Origin of the sequence: Methylomicrobium agile (assembly GCF_000733855.1) — a bacterium.
Classification (GTDB): Bacteria; Pseudomonadota; Gammaproteobacteria; order Methylococcales; family Methylomonadaceae; genus Methylomicrobium; species Methylomicrobium agile.
The window spans coordinates 437,378-460,951 of sequence record NZ_JPOJ01000001.1; the positions used below are offsets into that span (position 1 = coordinate 437,378).

Below are 23,574 nucleotides of genomic sequence, written 5' to 3' on the forward strand. Positions count from 1 at the left end.
TTGCGAATTTCTCGTTTTGCGAGCCGGCTTCAAGCCGGCTTTTCCCGCATCGGCACGCCGCAGTCCGCGCCGGCCGAGCGAATATGCACTTCCCGCTGCGGAAACGGAATATTGATGCGGTGTTCGCGAAAAGCCTTTTCGAGCCGCAGGTGGATATTGTGGGTCGCCTGCATGCGGTGCGACAGTTCGCTGACGAAAATCCGTATCGAGAAATTGAGCGAGTTCTCGCCGAAGCCGACGAACAGCACGCTCGGTTCCGGCTCGGCCAGCACCAGCGGCGTCGATTTGACCGTATCGCTCATCAACTGATGCGCCTCTTCGACATTCGACCCGTACGCAATGCCGACCGGAATCACGACCCGGGTCGTCGTATCGGTCAGCGACCAGTTGATCAGCTGACTGGTGATGAAAGTCTTGTTCGGCACGATCAGTTCTTTTTGATCCGAATCGATCAGTGTGGTCGCCCGCATCTGGATACGGGCGACCTTGCCTGTTACCGTCCCGATCGTGACCGTATCGCCGACCCGGACCGGCCGTTCGAACAGCAAGATGATGCCGGACACCAAATTGGCAAAAATTTCCTGCAAGCCGAAACCCAGGCCGACACCGAGCGCCGCGACCAGCCACTGCACTTGCGACCAGCTACCGCCCAGTTCATTGGCGACAACGACAAAACCGATCGCCATCAGCGCGTACCCGGCAAGCTGATTGACTGCATAACGCACGCCCGCCTCGACCGATAAACGCCTGAAGACCAGCAGTTCCATCACCCCGGAAAAATTTCTGACCGCCACCACGGTAATAAAGACGTAAAAACCGGCCAACAGCAAATTGGCCAGCGTAATCGGCAAATAAACCTCCTGCCCATCCACTTTGTCCAGATGCTGCCACAAGGCGACCCGATCCAGGAACGAGAATGCCGGCAAAATATCCTGCCAGACGATGCCGGCGCCGGCCAGTGCGGCAAAGGCAATCGATACGTGTATCAATTTAATCGTCTGCGCATTGATCTTCGGAATGTCGACCAACTGTTCGTCGACCGGCAGCATCGGATCCTCGCCTCCCGCAGGTGCGGCCGCCGCTTTTTCGCTCTGCATCGCCGTCTTGCGTTTTTGTCGCGCATTCCTGATCGCCAGCTGGCGGTTCGCCAGCGTCAGCCAGCGCATCGCGAGTTCGTGAATCACGATCAAGCCGAATGCGAACCGCAGGGTCACGACCAGTTTTTGTTGCAGTTCGACCGCGCTCAGATAGTAACCCGCCACCGCGAAGCCGACCACGATCAACGGCAAGAGGCAAACCGCCGGATACCAGATATAACGCAAACGCGCCACCCAACCTTCGGGATAAGTCAGCATGTGGTTGCTCAAGAGTCCCTTGTCGAACTGCAGAATCCGGCCGAAAAATACCCCCATCGCAATCATTACGGCAATCAGCGCCAAGCGTCCCAGACTATCGCCATAGATCGAGCTTTTCGACGCACTGGCGCAATAGACCGTAAAGACGCCGGGCACGACCACATAACGCACCCAGCCCAGATGCCTGCGCATCAGTTGGGCATTGGTTTTTTGCCATTGAAAATGTTTGACCGCCACGCCGTCGGCGCGAAACAAACGGTAAAAGAACTGCGTCAGGCAGAGCGGTACGGCGGACGTTTTGAGCCCGACCCCCACCGCCTGGCTGAAATCGGCCGCCTGCCAGGCGTTCTCCAGAAACCAGCCGATCAAATAGATCAAGGCAGGCGCCGGCAACACCATCAGCAGGGTATAGACCAGGGCCTGCAGACCGTTGCTGAAACTGTCGGCATAAATCTTTTCAGTCTTTTCCAGGAGTAAAGTCAGCCGCGGCTTCGCCCAGTTTCTGCCCAACGGCAACCCACTTAAAACCAGCACCGCCAACAAGGCCAGGAAAGGACGATTCAGCGCCGAACTCCACAGATCCTTGATTGCCTCCATCCAGTGCGAAGACGACAGCAACCATTGCGCCGATTCATACAGGCCGGCGAAAAATACCAGATTGACCGGCTCTGAGCTGGGCACCCAGAGCAAACGCTGATCGAGAAAGCTGGCGAATTTATCGATCTGCGACGCCAACTGCTGACGGGCGAAATCGAAGTCTCCCAGTGCCCGCAAATAGGCGGCATAAGCCACAGACAACCGGTTCAACAGATCTTTCCTACTGTTCAGCAGCACCCGCAGCTCCGCCTGGACCCTCATGCGCTGATCGACCGGCAGCGACGCATCGACCCGGGTGCGCATCAACTCGCTGAGTTCGACATCCAAATTCACGAGGCGCCGCCGCAGCTGGTCATCGACCTTGAATTGCTCGAGGCTGGCCGTCGCCGTGTCATCCTGCAGATTGTCGGTCAGCAAAAGGTAACGATCCTGGTTAGCCAGATTACGCCGTTGCTCGCGCAAAATCCTTCCCAGCGCGGGGCTCAGCCCGGCGAGGCTGATTTTCTTTTCGGCGGATTGGAAATCGTTGCCGATATTGACGGCGGCAGCGTCGATGGCGTTTTTCCGCTCGGCAAATTTTTCGGTTTTGCTGTTGATGTTCTGCAGGTCGCGCGTATATTGCAGATTCTCGCGCGTAATCTGCTGGATCAAGGGATGCTTGCCGGCGAGCTCTTTTTCGGCCTGACTCAGCGCATTCTGAATTTCCTGCGCTTCCTTTTGCCGGCGCTCCGCCAGCAATCCTTCTACGGTTTCGAGGACGGCCCCCAATTCGTTTTGTTTGAGATCAAGCCATTGCAGTTCGATTTTCAGCAAATCCACCCGCACCGGATTGCTGAGCGCTTCGGCTTCGAGCATTTTCAGCTCGGCATTACGTCTGGCGATGGCGGTCCGCAGCAATGCCTGTCTCGCATCGCTTTCCAGCGCGGACGTCAGACCGGCTGCCGGCGCCGTCAGATGCGACTGATCGGTTTCGATCGCCTGTTTCGCCGCCACGATCTCCTCCCGAATCAATTGCGGCCTGCTGTTTTGCTCGACAAACTCCGTTTCTTTCTTCTTGATCTGTTCGATCAGGCCGGCCATCTTGCTTTTTTCAATGATCAACCGCTGTTCGAGCTCTTCGGTCGGAATGCTGTCCCAGTCCTCATTCTTTGATCTGGAGGCTTTCTGCTGAAGCGCATCGATGTCTTTCTGCAGTCTCCGGGTCTCTGGCGGCGCGGTTTTTAAGGCCCCACGGTAATCCGCCTCGCGATCCGCAAATTTATCCTTATTTTCGAGATTGTCTCCCGCCTCCTGGTAAATCGCCAGCACCTTGGTTTTTAAGGCCTCATCGACGCCCTGCCGTTTGTTCAGCGCATCAATCCTGTTCTGCAGATCTTTCTTGCCGAACTCGGTCGCCGAATCGTTCGTGCTGGAGACGGGTAACGCCGTGCCGGCCCACATCTCTCCGGATCCGAGACTCAACAGCAGAAAAATGATCAGAACACCATGAATTTTCATTTTTTCGGTAAAAAAATATCGGTAGCTGCAAAATATCATGATAAAAACGCGTTGGAAATTGACTGCCGCCCTGAAGGACCACCGAAGCGGATTATTCCGGGCAGGCTCCGGCAGTCCGGCCCGCAGGATGAAATGAACTGAACACAAACCCGATCATCCATTATAATGGCCCGGATACACCGAAATTTGCAGGAAGCAATGCGCGGACGAACAACCGGATCGGTTACGGCAAGTAACTGATGAAGAAGGGTTAAATACAAATTTGGTATGAGACAAGCCCATTCAAAAAGCTCCGCCCTGGCCTTTACAATTATTGCCAACGCGATAAATCGATGAATCCGTTTATAGTAACAAAAATGACCACTCCGATGGGATTAAATCGAGTTGCCCCGGCCGGCCGGCCGCTTTCGACATTGAAAGCTCCAAGCAGTTCGAGCAAACGCCACTATCTCGCACGCCTGCTGCTATGTTTCTCTCTCGGCTGGCCGTTGCCGCCGCTTCACGCACAAGAAGCCCCCCCTCCCCAGACCGGCATCGGAAAAGAGATTTTTACGCTGATCGAATCTAAACAGCATCCTGACTTGGTCCAGACCGGTTTCGCCAGCCGCGCCGAGGACATGCAGACACTTTACAAAGCCGCGAATTACGAACCGGTCTGGCTGAACCGCAACGATGCCGAAGTGCTGATCGCGGAAACGCTCGATCTGTTATCGAATGCCGCCAGCGAAGGCCTGAATCCGCAACATTACGATGCCGGCAAGCTGAAGGAAATGCTGCCGGCGGCCCTCCAGCTCCCGCCGGTTGCGGCCCGGAAACGGGCCATGTTCGATACCGCCGTCAGCTTGTCCCTGCTGCGCTATCTGCACGACCTGCATTATGGGCGGGTCAGCCCGCAAGGCATCAACTTCAACTTGAAACTGCGCGAGAAGAAGCTCATCGACTTACCCGCGCTGATCCTCGCCGCCCGGGACCGGGGCCGGATTGCGCCATTGCCCGCGGAGGTCGAGCCGAAGCTGGACCAATACCGAAAACTTAAACAGGCATTGACGCATTACCGCGAATTGGCCGCGCGCGTCGCGCCGCTTAAACTCGATGTCGCCCGCTCCGTGCATATCGGCGACAAGCATCCGCAGTTGGAGGAACTGCGGCGCTTCCTGGTGCAAACCGGTGAAATTCAGGCCGGCGCGGACAAGGTCCAGACGCCGGCCAGCCCGGTTTACGACAAGGAGCTGAGCGAAGGTGTCAGGCATTTCCAGGCTCATCACGGGCTGACCGCAGACGGCGTGCTCGGCAGAGGCACCGCCGCCGCCCTCGGCGTACCGCTGTCCGAACGGGTAACCCAAATCGAACTGGCGCTGGAAAGACTGCGCTGGCTCCCCGAAATCGGCGGCGGCCCTTATATTCTGGTGAACATTCCGGCGTTTCAAATGTGGGTGTATGACGATATCAGCAAGAACGAACCTTCACCTCTCAGCATGCGGGTCGTGGTCGGCCAAGCGATGAAGACCCAAACCCCGGTGCTGATGGCCGAAATGAGGTTCATCGATTTCATGCCTTATTGGAATGTCCCCTACAGCATCACCAAAAACGAGATCGTACCCAAACTGATCGCGAATCCGGCTTATCTGCATTCCGAAAACCTGGAGATCGTCGCCGCGTTCAGCGACCAGGCCAAACCGGTTCCGCTGAACGTCGATTCGCTGCTGATGCTCAAACAGGGCCTTCTGAAGATCCGCCAGCGGCCGGGTAAAAAAAATCCGCTCGGCAAAGTCAAATTCATGTTTCCCAACAAGGACGACGTCTATCTGCATGATACGCCGTCGAAATCGCTGTTCAACCGATCGACTCGCGACTTCAGCCATGGCTGCGTGCGCATCGAAAAACCGCAGGAACTCGCCGAATTCGCGCTCAGAAACCAGCCCGAATGGACCAAAGAAAATATTCAGCTCGCGATGCAGGCCCCAAAAATGCAGCGCGTGATGCTGAAAAGATCGATCCCCATTCTATTCTTTTATACGACCTCGTTCGCCGAGCAGAACGGCGAAGTGGCTTTCTATCGCGACATCTACGGCCACGACACGGTGCTGCTCGAAGCCCTGAAAAACAGCTCGGACTTGTCCGACCAATTGCTGTTCGTTAGCCAGGGTACTGCATCGCCAGCGCACTCAAATGGACGGCGTCTTTCAGAGCCTGCCGGGTCGGTCGGCATTTAGGCCCGATTTAGGTTTACCGGAAGCCTTCGATGAGGGATATGAAAACGGAAGAGCGCTTGAGGATGGGTAAGAAAACTAACCATTGCCTATCCGCAAGGTATCATTATTTAATCCGTTACATTGTACCGCTCGCGGATATACACTTTAATCGCCGAATGAAGTTTCGAGATTATCTCGCCAGCGGCCCGAGCACGCGGCGCCTATAGTGCCCGCGATCTTCTGCGGCGACGATTATGGCGACTGTCATCGATCTTTTTGCAAAGATTCGATTAAACGGCTAAAGGATTTATTAGCGGAATATGTCACCCCATTTTTAGGACTAACAGATAAATGAGTATTCTTATAACGGGCGGAGCAGGTTTTATCGGTTCCAATTTCGTGCTTGACTGGTTCAAACAGCACGAGGAAACGCTGATCAACCTGGACAAACTGACTTATGCCGGCAATATCGAAAATCTCCAAAGCCTTGAAGAGGACGAGCGGCACCGCTTCGTCCGAGGAGACATCGGCGACAAAAACCTGGTCAATGCTTTGCTGACGGAACACCGGCCGCGGGCGATCGTGAATTTTGCGGCGGAAAGCCATGTCGACCGTTCGATTCACGGTCCCGAAGACTTCATCCGGACCAATGTTGTCGGCACTTTCCATCTTCTCGAAACCGCGCGGCATTACTGGAATACGCTGCCGGAAGAGAGGAAAGCCGGTTTTCGTTTCCTGCACGTTTCCACCGATGAGGTCTACGGATCGCTGAGCGAAGAAGATCCGGCCTTTTGCGAAACCGACCGCTACGAACCCAACAGCCCTTATTCGGCCAGCAAGGCGGCCAGCGATCACTTGGTGCGCGCTTATCATCATACCTACGGGCTGCCCGTAGTGACGACCCATTGTTCCAACAATTACGGCCCCTACCATTTCCCCGAAAAACTGATTCCGCTGGTGATCCATCATGCGCTCGCCGGCAAGCCGCTGCCGATTTACGGAGACGGCCGGCAAATACGCGACTGGCTGTATGTGAAAGACCATTGCAGCGCGATCCGAAGGGTCCTGGCTGCCGGCAAAGCGGGAGAAACCTATAATATCGGCGGCTGGAACGAGAAAGCGAACCTGGATGTCGTCCATGCCTTGTGCGATATTCTGGACGAACTGCGGCCCCGGTCTGACGGCCGGCCGTACCGCACGCAGATCACTTTCGTCAAAGACCGCCCGGGACACGATCGCCGCTACGCGATCGACGCGACGAAGCTGGAAAGAGAACTGGGCTGGAAGCCTGCCGAAACGTTCGAATCCGGCATCCGCAAGACGGTTCAATGGTATCTGGACAATCCGGACTGGGTACGCAATGTGACAAGCGGCGCCTACCGGGACTGGATCGACAAGCACTACGTGGTATGAAAATTCTCTTATTCGGCAAAGACGGCCAGGTCGGACGCGAACTTCGGCGGACATTGCTGCCGCTGGGGGAAGTGTTCGCGCTCAATCGGCAGGACGCCGACCTGCAAAACCTTACCGGACTGGACCGCCTACTGCAGACGGTAAAACCGGAGCTGATCGTGAACGCGGCCGCTTACACGGCGGTGGACAAGGCCGAAACCGACTCCGCAACGGCCTTCCGGATCAATGCGGAAGCCGTGGAAGTGATGGCCGGCCATGCATTCCGTCAAAAGATTTTACTGGTGCATTATTCGACCGATTACGTGTTCGACGGGCAAAAACCGGGGGCTTTCGTGGAAACCGACGCCACGCGCCCGCTCGGCGTGTACGGCCTGTCCAAGAGAAAGGGGGAGGAGGCGATTGAACAAAGCCGGTGCAACGCGCTGATTTTTCGCACCAGCTGGGTGTTTTCCGCGCACGGCGGCAATTTCATCAAAACGATTCTGCGTCTGGCCAAAGAGAAAAATCGCCTGAATATCGTCGCAGACCAATTCGGCGCCCCGACATCGGCCGAGTTGATTGCCGACGTCACCGCGCTGGCGATCGCAGGTTATCGGTCCGGCCGCATCGGCAGCGGCATTTACCACCTGACCGCCAACGGCGAAGCCAACTGGCACCGATTCGCCCGCCACATCGTCGACCGCGCGCTGGCCAACGGCCTCCCGCTGCACCTGGACGCGTCGCAGATCAATGCAATCACCGCCGAAGACTATCCGGCTCCCGCCCGACGCCCGAAAAATTCCCGGCTCGATACTTCGCTGTTGTCTTCCGGGCTCGGACTGCAGTTGCCCGACTGGACCGTGCACGCCAACCGCACGATCGATCAATTGACGCTTTCACCTTTCTCCTAAAGAACTATGCAACGTAAAGGAATCATCCTGGCCGGCGGTTCGGGCACCCGCTTACATCCCGCCACGCTCGCCATCTCCAAGCAGTTATTGCCGGTATTCGACAAGCCGATGATCTACTACCCGCTCAGCACCCTGATGCTGGCCGGTATTCGCGACATCCTGATCATTTCCACGCCGCAGGACGTGCCGCGCTTCGAGCAGCTCCTGGGCAGCGGCGAACAATGGGGACTCGACCTGCACTATGCCGTGCAGCCCAGCCCCGACGGGCTGGCGCAGGCGTTCATTATCGGCGAGTCGTTCATCGGCGGCGATCCTTCCGCCCTAATTCTGGGCGATAACCTCTTTTACGGCCACGATCTGCAGGAACTCCTCGGTAATGCGATGGCGCGCGGCGAGGGCGCCACCGTATTCGCCTACCACGTCACCGATCCGGAACGCTACGGCGTCGTCGAATTCGACCGGCAAGGCAAAGCCCTCTCGCTGGAAGAAAAACCGCCCTTGCCCAAATCGAATTACGCGGTGACCGGCCTGTATTTCTATGACCGGAACGTGGTGGAACTCGCCCGCAATCTCAAGCCTTCGGCGCGCGGCGAACTGGAAATCACCGACCTGAACCGCATTTATTTGGAGCAACGCAAGTTAAACGTCGAAATCATGGGCCGCGGCTATGCCTGGCTCGATACCGGCACCCACGAGTCCTTGCTGGACGCCAGTCAATTCATCGCCACCATCGAAAACCGCCAGGGACTCAAAGTCTCCTGCCCCGAAGAAATCGCTTTCAGACAACAGTGGATCAGTGTCGATCAACTCGACAAGCTCGCGCGGACGCTTGCCAAAAACGGTTATGGACACTATTTGCAGCGGATTCTGCAGGAGAATATATTCTGATGAAAGCGACTCCCCTTGCGATAGCCGACGTTATCCTGCTCGAACCCGCCATGTTCGGCGACGAGCGCGGTTTTTTCTTTGAAAGTTTCAATCTGCGCCAATTCGAAGAGATCGTGGGCCGAAAAGTGAATTTCGTGCAGGACAACCATTCGCGTTCCGCGAAAAACGTCCTGCGAGGATTGCATTACCAAATTCACCAGCCCCAGGGCAAGCTGGTGCGCGTGGCATGCGGCAAGGTGCTCGATGTTGCGGTAGATATTCGCCGATCCTCGCCCACTTTCGGCCGCTGGGTCAGCGCCATGCTTTCCGCGGAAAATAAACACCAGCTTTGGGTACCCGAAGGGTTCGCGCACGGTTTCGTCGTACTGACCGACCACGCCGAGTTTCTTTACAAGACGACCGATTATTACGCGCCGACCCACGAACGCTGTATTGCCTGGGATGACGCGACGCTCGCGATCGACTGGCTGATTCAGGATGCTCCCGTTCTATCGGCCAAGGACGCCGGCGGTTTGCCTTTACATCAAGCCGAAACATTTGCCTGATGCTGCGCTTCAGTATTTCTCCCCGCGAAATGATTGCCAGCTTCTGGCGCAACCGCAGCCTGATCTATACGCTGACCAAACGCGAAGTGATAGGACGTTATCGCGGTTCGTTGCTGGGCATGGCCTGGTCTTTTTTCAATCCGGTCCTGATGCTGCTGATTTACACGTTCGTGTTCTCGGTGATTTTCAAGTCGCGCTGGGGGAGCGGCGGGGAAGAAAGCCAAACCGAATTCGCGATCGTGCTTTTCGTGGGCATGATCGTCCACGGTTTGTTCTCCGAATGCCTGAACCGCGCGCCCGGCCTGATCCTCTCGAATGTCAATTATGTGAAAAAGGTCATTTTTCCGCTGGAAATCCTGCCCTGGGTCGCCTTGAGTTCGGCGCTTTTCCATAGCTCGATCAGCCTGATCGTCCTATTGGCCGCGCAATTGCTTCTCAGCCAGCAGATCATGTGGACGGCCCTGCTGTTTCCGCTGATCTTGCTGCCGCTCGTCTTCGCGACGATGGGCTGCGCCTGGTTTCTGGCCGGGCTCGGCGTCTACGTGCGCGACATCGGCCAAATCACCGGTATGGTGACGACGATATTGATGTTTCTTTCCCCGGTGTTTTACCCGGTCAGCGCCCTGCCCGATCAATACCAGATCTGGCTGCAAATCAATCCGCTCACCTTCATCATCGAAGAAGGACGCAATACGCTGATTTTCGGAAAAGTGCCGGATATTCGGCAATGGACCCTGATGGGAACGGCGGGATTGATCATTGCGTGGACCGGCTTCGTCTGGTTCCAGAAGACGCGCAAAGGATTTGCCGATGTGCTCTGAAATCGCCATTCAAGTGGACAATCTGTCCAAATGCTACCAGATTTACGATAAGCCGCAGGACCGGCTCAAACAATCGATCTATCCGCGTTTGCAATACCTGGCCGGACAAAAGCCCAAACAATATTTCCGCGAGTTCTGGGCACTAAGAAACGTCTCTTTCGAAATAAAAAAAGGCGAAACGGTCGGCATCATAGGCCGGAACGGCAGCGGCAAATCGACGTTATTGCAGCTTATCTGCGGCACGCTCAATCCGACGAGCGGCAACCTTCGAGTTCATGGGCGTATCGCGGCCTTGCTTGAACTCGGCTCGGGTTTTAACCCGGAGTTTACCGGACGCGAAAACGTCTATATCAACGCCGCCGTACTGGGATTGAGCCAAAAAGAAACCGATGCCCGCTTTGACGACATTATCGCTTTTGCCGATATCGGCGACTTTATCGAGCAGCCCGTCAAAACTTACTCCAGTGGCATGATGCTGCGTTTAGCGTTTGCAGTCATTGCCCACATCGATGCGGATATTTTGATAATAGATGAAGCGCTCGCGGTGGGGGATGCCTTCTTTACCCAAAAGTGCATGCGGTTTTTACGCCGTTTCATGCAATCGGGAACAGTATTCTTTGTCAGCCATGATACCGGTTCTGTCAGAAATTTGTGCACCCATGCCATTTGGCTTGAAAAAGGGTCTATTGTACGGCAAGGTCCGCCCAAAGAAATTTGTGAAAACTACCTGGAAGCATTCTACGAAGCCCAGCAAGGAAAAAGCGCAATCCCCGCTAAAATCGATTCCGTCGATCATTCGATGACTCATGCCAAAGCTGATTGCCTGACAAAACTTAATAACCCACTGACGGAGCAGAAAAAAAGAAGACATACCGGAATGGTAAGTCGTCCATCCATCGCGACCTATCGACCTGACGCTTCGAGGCTTTGGCCGGCGCGGGATCGTGGCAGGTGAGTAACGCCAAGGAGTCGATCAACGCTTCGCCGCGAGCCAAAGCCCGGCGTAGCCAGTTCCAACCGATGCGGGCATAACTTTGTCCGCGGAACCAATGCGGATCAACGTAGCGCCGTTTGCCTTCGGCTACCACCGCTACGCCTTGGCAGACCACTACCAGTGTGGCGACCGCCATCACAAAACACAAGCGCTGCAGCGTGCCCACATCGCTCAGCTTCGATGACTCCCACTGGAAGCCGTTGGACTTGTGGTCCAAAAACGTTTCTTCGATGGTGAACCGACGCCCATACTCGTACAAAGTTTCGTCATCGGTTGGTTGATCGCTGACGATGATCCACGGCTCTTTGGCGCCCTTTTCCCAACCGACCGCGAGATGAACCGGTAGATGCTCTGCCGTCAAATAGACGTTGTGGTAGTAACAAACTTCGCCCGGCAACACGCGTAAGGTCAAGGCACGGTAACCGTGACGCGTCCTTTCAAACATGCCCACATCGCGTTTGCAGCGCACACGCACGTGCCAATGGCTCTGCCGCTGGCACCAACGCAATAAATCACCATGCATAAAACCGCGATCTGCCAGCAATACCACTTCGTAACCCTTCAACAAGCGCGCCGCAAATCCCAACACCCCGCGATAATCGCGGAACGCCACACTGGCACTCGGGTGCTCCAAGACTTTCCACACCAACGGGATACCTCGTCCCCGATACACCAATGATACTTGCACGACGCAGAACTGATTCCATAACACCGTGGTATCCAACGCCACCAGCAAGCGTTGATCTGCCAGCGTCCCCAAGGCACCCCGCAACACCGCTGCGTAGAGCTGCAATACGTCAATCCGGGGATTCGCCAGCCAACGCTGAAACCGCCGCTCACTGCTTTGTGCGTACTGCGCACGCCCCACCACAAATGCCGTCCATTCGCTCAAGGCAATCCACCCGCTCGATAATAGACCGACCACCATCCACGACACGGCCGCTAAATGCCGGCGGTCTCGCCACGGGGCATCGTGCAATAATTTCAGTACCGTGTCATACAATCGGGTCTCTGGCGGCATCCGTCGGCGTCCTTGCTTGTCAATATTACGAAATGCTTATTTTGACACCTCCGGCAGGGCGTTGCTAAGTTTTGTCAGGCAATCAGCATGCCAAAGATCAGCGTCGCGAGTTTATCAATACCAGTAATTTGCGTAACGACATCCGATTATTTGAATTCAACCCGGAGGCGCCGTCATTCGGAAAAGGCGAAGCTCAAATTGTTTCGGTCAAATTTCTCGATAAAGAAGGCAACCCGCTGGCCTGGGTTGTCGGTGGAGAAGAGGTCGCCTTGAGAATCGAAGCCAGAGCGCACTCGCCCCTCGATTCGCCCATTATCGGCTTTTTTATAAAAGATAAATTGGGACAGTACTTATTTGGAGACAATACTTATCTCAGCTATATCGATTCCCCTGTCGTCTGTACCGAAGGTCAGTGCATAATAGCGGATTTTTCGTTTCAAATGCCTCGATTGTTTGCGGGTGATTATTCCATTACCGTAGCGATTGCAAATGGCACGCAGAACGACCATATCCAGCACCACTGGATGCACGACGCAATATTTTTCAGATCGGAATCGACCAGTGTGGCGGGCGGCCTTATCGGCATTCCAATGAATAATATCAAACTTAAAGTTAAGAAATTGCATGAAGAGTCTATCGGATAGTTTACTGGAATCGGCTAAATTTACGCCTATCTCATTGCAGGCCCCAGAGGCTTGGTGTGGGCATATGCCTTTTGCGGCTTGGTTGATACACACCGTTAATCCAAAAATTTTTGTCGAATTGGGTACGCATTCGGGCAACTCTTATTTTTCTTTCTGCCAGTCGGTAAAAGAAAACAATCTCGCTACAAAATGTTATGCCGTCGATACCTGGAGAGGCGATAAACATGCGGGCTTATATGGCAATGAAATATTTGACCGAGTCGATCAGCACAACAAAACGCACTATGCGCAGTTTTCCCGTTTGCTGCGCATGGAGTTCGATGAGGCCTTGAGCTATTTTTCCGATGGATCGATTGAACTGCTACATATCGACGGACTACATACCTACGAGGCAGTTAAACACGACTTTGAAGCCTGGTTGCCCAAACTCGCGCCCAACGCTATCGTCCTCCTGCATGACACCAATGTGCGCGAAAATGAATTCGGCGTCTGGAAATTATGGGAAGCGCTGCAAGAGCGCTATCCGAATCACATGGAGTTCTTACACTCGCATGGGCTAGGTATTTTGCAGTTAAACGAAGCCTCGACAAGTGAACAAAAATTTGCCTGGCTGAATCCCGCGTCTTTTGAACAACGGCAGATTCAAAATTACTTTTCGGCTTTAGGCGCCAAACAGTTGGAACGTTATGAATTTGATCAGGCAAAAATCCATTTATCCACGCTTAACCGATTACTCGCCTCACGTAACGAGGAGATTGCCAATCTCAATCAAACACTGGTTGGCCGCACTGCCGAGGCTGACCGCCTGAACCAGGCCCTGGCCGAGCGCGATACCCGGATCGACAGCCTGAACCAAGCTTCAGCCGAACGCGACGCTCGGATCGACAACCTGAATCAGACTCTGGCCGAACGCGATGCTCGGACCGACGACCTGAACCAAACTTTGGCCGAACGCGACGCTCGGATCGGCAGCCTGAATCAGACTCTGGCCGAACGCGATGCTCGGACCGACGACCTGAATCAGACTCTGGCCGAGCGCGATGTTCGGATTGACGGCCTGAACCAGGTTTTGGCCGAACGCGATGTTCGGATTGACGGCCTGAACCAGGTTTTGGCCGAGCGCGACGCCCGGATCGACAGCCTGAATCAAGCTCTGACCGAGCGCAATACTCAGATCGGTAATCTCAATCAATCCATTGATGAACTTCTTGACAGTACCAGTTGGAGAATCACTTACCCTCTGCGCATGATATCTTCAAAGGCAAAAATTCTTGGAAGTATAATAAGCATATTGCCCGATATAATTTATATTTGCGGCGGTATCGGAGGAGTTATCGATAAAACTCGGAAAGTCTATGCGCGCGAAGGCTGGGCTGGAATAAAGCGGCGTATTGTCTGGGTGGATACCGCACGAAAAGGCTCCCCAAGTCATACGAATCCACATAATCGATTCTCGGAAGAAGAGGATAAAGCCGAATATACCCAATGGATACAACTTTATGACACTTTAACCGATACGGATCGGGAAAAGATTGTATCTCATATCGAGGGCTTTCAATATAAGCCGCTTTTCTCGGTGATAATGCCGGTCTACAATCCGCCTCTCGATTTCTTCGAAAAGGCCATTCAATCCGTCCGCAATCAGCTATACCCGCATTGGGAGCTATGCATTGCCGATGACGCGTCCACCGACCCCTCGATACGCAAAATCATTGACCGCCATTGCCGGCAAGATGCCCGGATCAAAGTCGTTTACCGGACCGCTAACGGCCATATCTCCCAAGCGTCCAACAGTGCGTTGGCTTTGGCTCGAGGAGAGTTTCTCGCGATGCTTGACCATGACGATGCGATTGCCGAGCACGCGCTTTATTTATTTGCGGAAGAAATCAACCGCAATCCCGAAGTAGATTTTTTATATAGCGATCAGGATAAGATAGATATCCACGACATCCGCTACGATCCCTATTTCAAGCCAGACTTCAATCCGGACCTTTTAAGGTCTCAAAATTTTGTAGATCATCTCGCCGTTTTTCGGACCTCCGTTGTTCGAAAACTGAATGGCTGGCGTAGGGAATTTGACGGCAGTCAGGATTATGACCTGGTATTGCGCGTTACCGAACAAATATCGCCATTGCGGATCAAGCACATTCCCTATGTGTTGTATCACTGGCGTGCCGTACCCGGCTCGCTTGCGACTGACTCGGAAGCAAAGAATTATGCGCCCGCCACTTCCCGCAAAGCCCTGGCGGAACATCTGAAAAGACTCGATATTCAAGCGGAAGTCACATCTCATTACCCTCATCTTTCCATCCACCGGGTCGTTTATTCATTACCGGAAGAACCGTTAGTGAGTATTATCATTCCTACCAAAGACGGTATAGACTTACTCAGTAAATGCATAGATGGACTGTTAAACGAGACCATCTATAAAAACATTGAAATAATCATAGTCAACAACCAAAGCAAAGATCCCGCCACCTACCGGTATCTTAAATCGCTTTCCATCGACCCGAGAATTAAAATCATAGATTTTGACGAGCCGTTCAATTACTCGAAAATTAACAATATGGCGGCAGGTAAGGCAAGCGGAACTCTCCTGGCCTTACTCAACAACGATATCGAAATCATTAACGCCGATTGGCTTCGAGAAATGGTCAGTCATGCAATGCGCCCTGAAATCGGCGCCGTAGGGGCCAGACTGTATTATCCGGACGGCACCGTTCAGCATGCGGGCGTTCTGTTAGGCTATAAAGGAAAAGCCGGCCATATGCATCGTCATTCTTCGCCCGAATGGCTCGGGTATTGGGCGCGCTCGGTTCTTATCCAAAATCTTACGGCAGTGACCGCTGCCTGTATGGTATTGAGAAAACAAGTTTTTGACGAAGTTGAGGGATTTGACGAAAATTTTTCCGTAACTTTCAACGATGTCGATCTTTGCCTGCGTATCCATGAAAGAGGGTATAGGAACTTGTATACGCCTTATGCGGAAATGTATCATCATGAATCGAAAACCCGCGGTTTGTTGGCCCATCAAAGCGAAGAAGATTATTTTGCAATAAAATGGAAGGCCTATATCGAAGATGATCCGGCTTACAATCCGAATCTTTCTCTAAACTCCGAAAACTTTGCACTGGCATTCCCTCCCCGCGTCAACCGGCCTTGGATAAAACGGCACGAAAGCGGAAACATAGCCCATTCACCACTGGTAACCATCATCACGCGAACCCATGGGGAAAGACAAGATTTCTTAAAACAAGCCCTGGCCTCGGTTTTTCAGCAAACCTACCGTCCGATTCAAATCGTGATCGTGGAAGACGGTTCCGAAAGAACCCGCTCTTTAATGAGTACAATAACGCCACCGCCGGGAATTACGATAGATTATGTATCCACGCCCAAACGGGGGCGCTGCCATGCCGGCAACTGCGGACTGGAAATGTCTCGCGGGCAATTGATAGGATTTCTGGATGATGACGATTTATTTCTACCCGATCATATTGAATCTCTGGTCCGACATTTGCTTTTACATCCTTCCGCAGTAGGCGCATATGCGGGTTCATGGGAAGTTCCCACTGAAGTGTTGAGTTTATCGCCATTAAAATATAATGAAGGGAAGAAGTATCTTTTCGGATGCTCCAGCTGGTCGTTATCTAACTTATGGAACTATAACTACATCACAATTCAATCGTTAATATTCCGAAAAGAACTCTATACGAAACACGGCGGCTTTAGCCTGGAATTGGATTGTCTTGAAGACTGGGACTTATGGATGAGGTATACAGCGGAGGGAGACTTTGTTTTTCTCAATAAACCCACCTCGGAGTTCAGAATACCCAAAAATGAGGCCGTTTTACTGGATCGTAGAAAACAGCATTTGAAATACTTACCCACGCTCAGAAGGAGGCAGAAAGAACTTCTAAATAATTATAGAGACACGCTCCATTATGAAAGGCTATATGACGCCTTTAGAGCAATAAGCGGCAGCCAGATTGCTTAATATGGAAAAGTGTAAGCATTAATCTCCCGTTAGCTTCAAAAGCCGGCTCAATACATGGCAACCCTGGCAGGCGAAATATTCAACAGGCCGGCGTCCGTTACAGTCATTATCGTCAACTGGAACAGCGGCGTTCTGTTGGATCGATGTGTAGCACAACTTGCTGAACAATCCCTAAAACCGGATCATATCCTGATCATTGATAATGCCAGCACGGACGGTTCGGTTGATTTTATCCCCGCTATCCCTGGGGTTACGATTCAAAAGCTCGTTAAGAATATCGGATTTGCCGCTGCCAATAACCTTGCTTTATCGGTCTGCAATACCGAATTTTTAGCCTTGCTCAATCCCGATGCATTTCCGGAACCCGCATGGCTGGAACAACTGTTGGCGGCGGCCAAAACCTATCCCGACGTCTCGGCTTTCGGTTCGAAGCAATTGATTTACGGTTCGGATGACCTCATCGACGGCATCGGCGACGTCTATCACTGCTCGGGCTTGGTCTGGCGCCGTGGCCATAGGTGCCCTCAATCGGATTTCGAAGAGTTGCCGCATGAAATATTTTCACCCTGCGCCTGCGCCGCTTTATACCGACGCGAAGCGTTGCAAACGGTAGGCGGCTTCGACGAGGATTATTTTTGCTATGCCGAAGACATCGACTTAGGTTTTCGCCTCCGACTCGCCGGGTACAAAGCCATGTACGTTCCCAGCGCGGTGGTACGCCATGTCGGCTCGGCGACAACAGGCGGCCGTCATAGCGATTTCTCGATTTATTACGGCCATCGAAACCTGGTCTGGGCTTACGTTAAAAACATGCCGGGGATTTTGTTTTGGTTATTTCTCCCTTTTCATATACTATTGAACGCGGTTTCCGTTATTTATTTTAGCGGACTGGGCAAAGGCAAAATCATTGCGCGGGCCAAATGGGATGCAATTCAGGGAGTATCCAAGATGTGGAAAAAGAGAAGGGATATCCCACAATATAGAAAGGCCTCCATACGCGAAATCTGGCGAATATTGGATAAAAATTTGTTTCTCTTGCGGTGATGAGAGCGTAATAAATGACGTTCACCCTCTCTGCAGTTATCGTTAATCACAACTCGAGGAATTTACTTCGCGCATGCGTTGAGTCCCTATCATCCCTTAGCTTCCTGCCTGTCGAAATCATCGTCATCGACAACGCCTCCGTAGATGAAAGCCTCAAACAAATCGAAGGTTTACCTGCGGTTACGCTCGTCAGAAACGCCGCCAACACCGGCTTTGCTTCCGCCTGCAACCAGGGTGCCGCCCTGGCGACAACCGATTATCTGCTGTTTCTGAATCCCGACTGCTGTTTCGAAAAAGGCGCCCTGGCCGAATTATTGGCCGCGTTGAAAGCGGAGGACAAAGCCGGAATGGCGGGCGGCCTGCTGATCAATCCGGACGGTTCCGAGCAGGGCGGAGCCCGCCGCGCGGTACCGACACCCTGGCGTTCCTTCGTACGGGCATTCGGTTTGAACTATTTCGACAAGCGCTGGCCGAAGCTGTTCTTCGACTTTTATCTGCACAAACAGCCGCTGCCCGAAAGCCCTGCCGAAGTGGAAGCGATTTCGGGCGCCTGCATGCTGGTGAAACGCGAAGCCATTGCCGACGTCGGCCTATGGGACGAAGGCTACTTCCTGCATTGCGAAGACCTCGACTGGTGCATGCGTTTTCGTCAGAAAGGCTGGAAAATCCTCTTCGTCCCTTCGGCACGGGTGATTCACGCGCAGGGCTCGTGCAGCCGCAGCCGGCCTATTTTCGTCGAATGGCATAAACACAAGGGCATGATGCGGTTTTACCTCAAATTTTTCCGCCATCAGTATCCCGGCATATTGATGTGGCTGGTCGCATTGGGGGTCTGGTCCCGATTCGGTTTGATCGCCGGTTACCGTTCGTTCAAAAATGTCGAACGCAGGTTAGGATTCGGAAGTGAAGCATAATGCGATGACATCGTTTCCTCATCATTTATCGCCGAACGATGCGGAACCCACCCGCAAAAATCTGGCCGTCATTGGCGCGACCGGTCTGGTTGGAGAATGTTTGCTGGCGCTTTCAACCAAGGCAGGATGGAAGGTAACCGCCTATTACCGGGGCGAATCGGCGCCTGCGTCCGAAGCAATAGAATGGCTGCCTCTACCGCAACCGGGCGTCGCTGCCGCTCCCCATTCGCCAAGCGAAACGGCGGCCAAATACTGGATCTGCACCGCCCCTATCTGGATTCTGCCCGAGTATTTCGCCTTGCTCGAATCCCAGGGCATACGGCGCCTGGTAACCCTGTCGTCAACCAGCCGCTTTACGAAAAAGAATTCTTCCGATCCGGAAGAGCAGGCCGTTTCGCGCCGCCTGGCCGAAGCGGAGGCCAGGGTGCAACAATGGGCGGAAAGCGGCGGCGTGGAATGGGTGATCCTCAGGCCAACCTTGATTTACGGATTCGGGCGGGACGGAAATATCGCCGAGATTGCCCGCTTCATCCGGCGATTCGGGTTCTTTCCCTTGTTCGGTAAAGCACAGGGGCTCCGCCAACCCGTTCATGTGCAGGACGTCGCCCATGCCTGTCTTGCGGCGCTGGAATCGTCGGCGGCGGCCAACCGCGTCTACAATCTTTCCGGCGGAGAGACGCTTTCTTACCGGGACATGCTTATCCGCGTGTTCACCTGCATGGGCCGGTTTCCGCTGCTTTTGCCGGTGCCTTTGTTGGCTTTCCAGATAGCCTGCGCCCTATTCCGCCTGTTTCCCCGCTACCGGCACTGGTCGTCCGCAATGGCCGAACGGATGAACCGGGACATGGCGTTCGACCATAGCCAGGCCGCGCGCGACTTGGCGTTCAAGCCGCGCGCCTTTGCGCTTTTTCCCGAGGACCTTTAAGTTGAACCGGGAATATCGGATAACCGGGAATATCGGATAATAAGAAGCGGACTTTATCGAATCAATTCGGCTTACCGAACTAGAAACCCGTGGCTTGGCCGCGTTTGATTTTAGCGCCGATCAGCTTTTCGACCAGCCGCAACGCATTGCTTTCTTCCTCTGAAATCAAAGAGACCGCAAGCCCGCCCCGGCCTGCCCGACCGGTGCGGCCGATACGATGTACATAATCGGCGGAAGAGCGCGGCAATTCATAATTCACCACATGCGGCAATTGGACGATGTCGATCCCGCGCGCGGCGACATCGGTCGCCACCAGTACCCGGATTCCTCCGGATTTGAAATCGGCCAAGGCACTGGTTCTCGCCCCCTGACTTTTATTACCGTGTATGGCCTTGGCGGAAATCTGGGCGGAATTCAGCTTCTCGGTCAGCTTGTTGGCGCCGTGTTTGGTACTGGTAAAAACCAAAACCTGCCGCCAGTCATTGTGCTTGATCAGTTGTGTCAAAAAAGCGGCCTTGGCGGTCTTGTTGACCGAATAGGCAATCTGTTCGACCGTATCGGCCGCCGCGTTTTCAACCGCAACTTCGATCCTTACCGGATCGATCAGCAGATTCTGCGTCAGCTTGCGGATTTCCGGCGAATAAGTCGCGGAAAACAGCAGGTTCTGCCGCTTTTTGGGCAGCAACGCCAGAATTTTGTGGATATCCCGGATAAATCCCATGTCCAGCATGCGGTCCGCTTCATCCAGAACCAAAACTTCGACTTGATTCAATTTGACCGCATTCTGCGCAACCAGGTCGAGCAGGCGCCCCGGCGTAGCGGTCAAAATATCGACGCCGCCGCGCAGGCGGATCATCTGCGGGTTGATCTTGACGCCGCCGAATACGACATCCGATTTCAGTAGCGGGACGAGATGCGCACCGTATTTGGTTACCGACTCGCCTACCTGAGCCGCCAGTTCGCGAGTCGGAGTCAAGATGAGTGCCCTGACCGGACGGTTGCGGTCGAAATGTTTATCCGCCAGCCGCTGGAGAATCGGCAAGGTAAAGCCTGCGGTCTTGCCGGTGCCGGTCTGGGCGGCGGCGAGCAGGTCGCGGCCCGATAGAACCGCCGGAATGGACTTTTGCTGGATCGGCGTGGGCACGGTATAGCCTGAATCGCCGATCGCGCGCAACAGGGACTCGGACAGGCCGAGAGAAGAAAATGGCATAGAAAATCTCGATAAGAGGGGGATTAAAATCCCGGCATGGGGGAGGAATCTCGGGCACCCTGATGGCGGTTTGTTTCCAACGCCAGAGGCCCTCTCCGTATGTTTAAAATTGCAGAAAGGAACTTCCTGCTAACGACGCCGGCCCTTTCTGCCTGAAGTCTCTTCAAAGTTGACTCGGAGCGGCTTGCCGCCGTAGAGCATGCCGCTAAGCTTGGCGATCGCGGCTCTGGCCTCATGACCTTCCATGCCGATATAGCCGAAACCCTTGCATTTGCCGCTGAACAGATCGGTAACGATCTCAATGGAATGAACTCTGCCAAACTCCGAGAATAAAGCCGATACACTGGCTTCGGTCGCGTCACTAGGTAGATTTCCCACAAATAATCTTTTCAATAGAGGTCCTTAATAAGGGGTGTGAAAAAGGTTGTATCCGGCATAACCCATTACTCCGGTATACAACAGGATGGCGCTGCGCTGACGGATTCGTCCCAAGAAAAAGCAAGTCATCAGTCTGCTTGTAATCCTCTGGGCAAGCGTAGCGAAAATTCCGGACTGGAGTGGCTCAGGGATAGGGTATCCCCGTACCGCCCCTTCTCCGGAGAGGAAGAAAAGGGACTTGAAATTTTAGGCGACGCTGCAATCCGCCGGCGATCGAGCTTAGCCCTTAGTCATTCACATCAATGAATCATCGACATGCAGTTTAGCATGTGAAGTTCAAAAAACACCTCCGATTATAAGACATATCCCCTCTGTGCGGCAATTTAATCGTCCTGCTCGATTCGATTCGTTTCTCCAACCGATTGCGGAAGCATTTTGGCGCCTGTCATTCCGGTAAACCCGAGCAAGCGCCGAGCGATGCGTATAAAACGCTGGATGCCGTATGCTTGCAGGGTCAAGGGAATGCATGATTTTTGCCTCTCTACTGGGTAATTCCGGTCAACGAAATGAATTCCGATTGTTCTTGTCGGAATTAAAACATTCACTTTTTACTGAACGTGTTATGATTCCTGCTTCTGAACTTAGCAAATTGGTTATCGCTACGGATCAGGAACATCCATCCATAATAAAAATAGACGGAGGACACTATGAAAAAAATCACTTTGATCGGCGCCGCTTTAATGGGTTTCTTAAGCTTTTCGGCTCTTGCGGAAGAGCACGCCGATGCGGCTCTGAAGCATACCAATATGGCCATCCAATATGGAAAGGCCGAGCACAACGCCATTCTGACGACCCATGCCAAAGAAGCCTTGACTCATGCGAAAGCGGCTGCCGAAGTGGCCAGCGGCGAATCCAAAACGCATATGGACGCCGCGGTAAAATCGCTCGAAGCGGCGATCGAGCACGGCAGAATGAAAGGCAAGGAACATGCAAAAGCCGCAACCAAAGCTGCAGAAGAAGCCGCTCAACACATCAAGGCCGGCAATCAGTAATTTTAGGCTTGAGTATGCGTCTTTAAGCGGAAAAAACCGTAAACTGCAGAAACTCTGGGCTTTTGCCGGTATGTTCAAGATTAATGGTTCTCATTTTTTGCAGGTTGAAAGCCCGCGCTATTTATGAATAGCGCGGGCTTTTTATTATGCGAGCCAAGCTCATCACCGTCTTTGCACGTTCAGCCAGGGCGCCGCTCAGACAAAATCTTCTACAGAAATTTTCCCTTTTGACAATCCGATTCGGCCATCGCGCCCTTTAGCCTTACCCCCGATCGCCAGATATCGCTTGACTTTGTGAAATATGAAGCCCATACTGGCCCCAGCTAGAAAAAAGATTTACCCGCTGTTTACCATTTCGACGTCTCTCCCGTAGTTTCTCGTCCTGTTTTTCATTAAGTAAGTTCTCTTTTACAGCTACATCTGCCCGTTCAGGGCGCTTTACACTCAATTATTTATCAGGACTCGCTAATGTCTACAGTTACTACCGGTACCGTCAAATGGTTCAATGCAGAGAAAGGCTTCGGCTTTATTCAACAACAATCCGGCCCCGATGTTTTCGTTCATTTCAGAAGCATCATCAATGCGGGCGGCTATAAAACCCTCGATGAAGGCCAAAGGGTGGAATTCAGCGTAAGCCGCGGCCCCAAAGGCCCTCAAGCCGAAAACGTAAAAGTCGTTTAATCCATGAATTCGGCAGGCTGCCCTCGCATGAGGCTACAGCCTGTCTTCCGCTTTATTTATCCGCACAGTTTTACCGCATCCTTGATTCCATGAGCATCAAGCCCGCTTCAAATAGAACCGGGACGGTAGAATGGAGCAATTTTACGTTGAACTCAAACGAAGAACCGGCTTGACGGATAGCAGAACGGCCCGGGGACGGCTCGATTTCGAAAGGCAATAGATCCGCTGCGTTGCAGATGGAGAGCAGAAACAAAAAACCCAGCCGTTAAGCTGGGTTTTTTGGTATATCCGGTCAGTTTTTATTACAAACTGATTGAACTAGAAGCTCCTGGTCTTTGCTTTTCACCGTCTTGCGGATCCAGGCAGCCAGTCAAACCAACAATTGTTAGAGTCAGAGCCAGAAGTGCTAATGCTTTCTTCATAATAATATCCTCCACAGTAGAGTTGAATTATTTTTATAAGTGTGTGCTCAACGGCACGTTCACTTTATATCATGACTTTTTAATTGATGCAATAAGA

The 23,574-nt window shown here is 53.2% G+C and carries 18 protein-coding genes and 1 pseudogene; 15 read left to right on the forward strand and 4 right to left on the reverse strand.

Annotated elements, in window-relative coordinates:
• Positions 1-29: 29 nt before the first annotated feature.
• Entirely contained in the window at positions 30-3,449 is a 3,420-nt protein-coding gene (locus CC94_RS0102095) for a mechanosensitive ion channel domain-containing protein (protein ID WP_005373526.1), read from the reverse strand.
• On the opposite strand from CC94_RS0102095, the gene CC94_RS23525 reads away from it, so the two are divergent.
• From CC94_RS23525 to CC94_RS24480, 8 genes and pseudogenes are all read left to right on the forward strand, one after another.
• On the forward strand, positions 3,438-3,590 hold the full coding sequence (locus CC94_RS23525; protein ID WP_157203353.1) for a hypothetical protein: 153 nt from the start codon (positions 3,438-3,440) through the stop codon (positions 3,588-3,590). The genes CC94_RS0102095 and CC94_RS23525 overlap by 12 nt on opposite strands.
• Before the next feature lie 227 nt (positions 3,591-3,817).
• Positions 3,818-5,662, forward strand: a complete 1,845-nt coding sequence (locus CC94_RS21110; RefSeq protein ID WP_005373528.1) for a L,D-transpeptidase family protein — start codon at positions 3,818-3,820, stop codon at positions 5,660-5,662.
• 330 nt (positions 5,663-5,992) lie between these two features.
• Positions 5,993-7,054, forward strand: a complete 1,062-nt coding sequence (gene rfbB, locus CC94_RS0102105) for a dTDP-glucose 4,6-dehydratase (protein ID WP_005373530.1) — start codon at positions 5,993-5,995, stop codon at positions 7,052-7,054.
• A complete protein-coding gene (gene rfbD / locus CC94_RS0102110) occupies positions 7,051-7,944 on the forward strand; it encodes a dTDP-4-dehydrorhamnose reductase (RefSeq protein WP_005373531.1) in 894 nt (297 codons plus the stop codon). Before rfbB ends, rfbD begins: the two co-directional genes overlap by 4 nt.
• A gap of 6 nt (positions 7,945-7,950) precedes the next feature.
• Positions 7,951-8,832, forward strand: a complete 882-nt coding sequence (gene rfbA, locus CC94_RS0102115; RefSeq protein WP_005373532.1) for a glucose-1-phosphate thymidylyltransferase RfbA — start codon at positions 7,951-7,953, stop codon at positions 8,830-8,832.
• Entirely contained in the window at positions 8,832-9,377 is a 546-nt protein-coding gene (gene rfbC, locus CC94_RS0102120) for a dTDP-4-dehydrorhamnose 3,5-epimerase (RefSeq protein ID WP_005373533.1), read from the forward strand. The genes rfbA and rfbC overlap by 1 nt, the downstream gene beginning before the upstream one ends.
• Positions 9,377-10,198: an ABC transporter permease gene (locus tag CC94_RS0102125; protein ID WP_005373534.1), complete on the forward strand. Its 822-nt coding sequence runs from the start codon at positions 9,377-9,379 to the stop codon at positions 10,196-10,198. The genes rfbC and CC94_RS0102125 overlap by 1 nt, the downstream gene beginning before the upstream one ends.
• A pseudogene (locus CC94_RS24480) lies at positions 10,188-10,679 on the forward strand (ABC transporter ATP-binding protein); the annotation flags it as partial. The gene CC94_RS0102125 and the pseudogene CC94_RS24480, both read left to right, overlap by 11 nt.
• Before the next feature lie 352 nt (positions 10,680-11,031).
• On the opposite strand, the gene CC94_RS22765 reads toward CC94_RS24480, so the two are convergent.
• Positions 11,032-12,213 (reverse strand): transposase, encoded by a 1,182-nt coding sequence (locus CC94_RS22765; RefSeq protein WP_084675278.1) that lies wholly within the window; start codon positions 12,211-12,213, stop codon positions 11,032-11,034.
• 71 nt (positions 12,214-12,284) lie between these two features.
• Here CC94_RS22765 and CC94_RS0102135 point away from each other — a divergent pair, with 71 nt between their 5' ends.
• From CC94_RS0102135 to CC94_RS0102155, 5 genes are read left to right on the forward strand one after another with little or no spacing between them, the layout of a single operon-like run.
• A complete protein-coding gene (locus CC94_RS0102135; RefSeq protein WP_084675279.1) occupies positions 12,285-12,857 on the forward strand; it encodes a Wzt carbohydrate-binding domain-containing protein in 573 nt (190 codons plus the stop codon).
• Complete coding sequence (locus CC94_RS22120) at positions 12,838-16,851, forward strand: glycosyltransferase (RefSeq protein WP_005373538.1); 4,014 nt, start codon at positions 12,838-12,840, stop codon at positions 16,849-16,851. Before CC94_RS0102135 ends, CC94_RS22120 begins: the two co-directional genes overlap by 20 nt.
• A 54-nt stretch (positions 16,852-16,905) precedes the next feature.
• A complete protein-coding gene (locus CC94_RS0102145; protein WP_051911350.1) occupies positions 16,906-17,895 on the forward strand; it encodes a glycosyltransferase family 2 protein in 990 nt (329 codons plus the stop codon).
• Positions 17,896-17,909: 14 nt separating this feature from the next.
• Positions 17,910-18,809, forward strand: coding sequence for a glycosyltransferase family 2 protein (locus CC94_RS0102150; RefSeq protein ID WP_031429641.1), 900 nt, complete (start codon positions 17,910-17,912; stop codon positions 18,807-18,809).
• Positions 18,810-18,813: 4 nt separating this feature from the next.
• Positions 18,814-19,734, forward strand: a complete 921-nt coding sequence (locus CC94_RS0102155; protein ID WP_051911559.1) for an NAD-dependent epimerase/dehydratase family protein — start codon at positions 18,814-18,816, stop codon at positions 19,732-19,734.
• A 79-nt stretch (positions 19,735-19,813) separates the two neighbouring features.
• Here the strand turns inward: CC94_RS0102155 and CC94_RS0102160 are convergent, their stop codons facing one another.
• Positions 19,814-20,944, reverse strand: coding sequence for a DEAD/DEAH box helicase (locus tag CC94_RS0102160; RefSeq protein WP_005373544.1), 1,131 nt, complete (start codon positions 20,942-20,944; stop codon positions 19,814-19,816).
• A 129-nt stretch (positions 20,945-21,073) separates the two neighbouring features.
• A complete protein-coding gene (locus CC94_RS0102165; protein WP_005373545.1) occupies positions 21,074-21,337 on the reverse strand; it encodes an RNA recognition motif domain-containing protein in 264 nt (87 codons plus the stop codon).
• A 692-nt stretch (positions 21,338-22,029) separates the two neighbouring features.
• Here CC94_RS0102165 and smbP point away from each other — a divergent pair.
• Together smbP and CC94_RS0102175 are read left to right on the forward strand one after the other, a co-directional pair.
• Entirely contained in the window at positions 22,030-22,374 is a 345-nt protein-coding gene (gene smbP, locus CC94_RS0102170) for a small metal-binding protein SmbP (protein WP_005373547.1), read from the forward strand.
• 468 nt (positions 22,375-22,842) lie between these two features.
• Positions 22,843-23,055, forward strand: a complete 213-nt coding sequence (locus CC94_RS0102175) for a cold-shock protein (RefSeq protein WP_005373549.1) — start codon at positions 22,843-22,845, stop codon at positions 23,053-23,055.
• Positions 23,056-23,574: the final 519 nt, after the last annotated feature.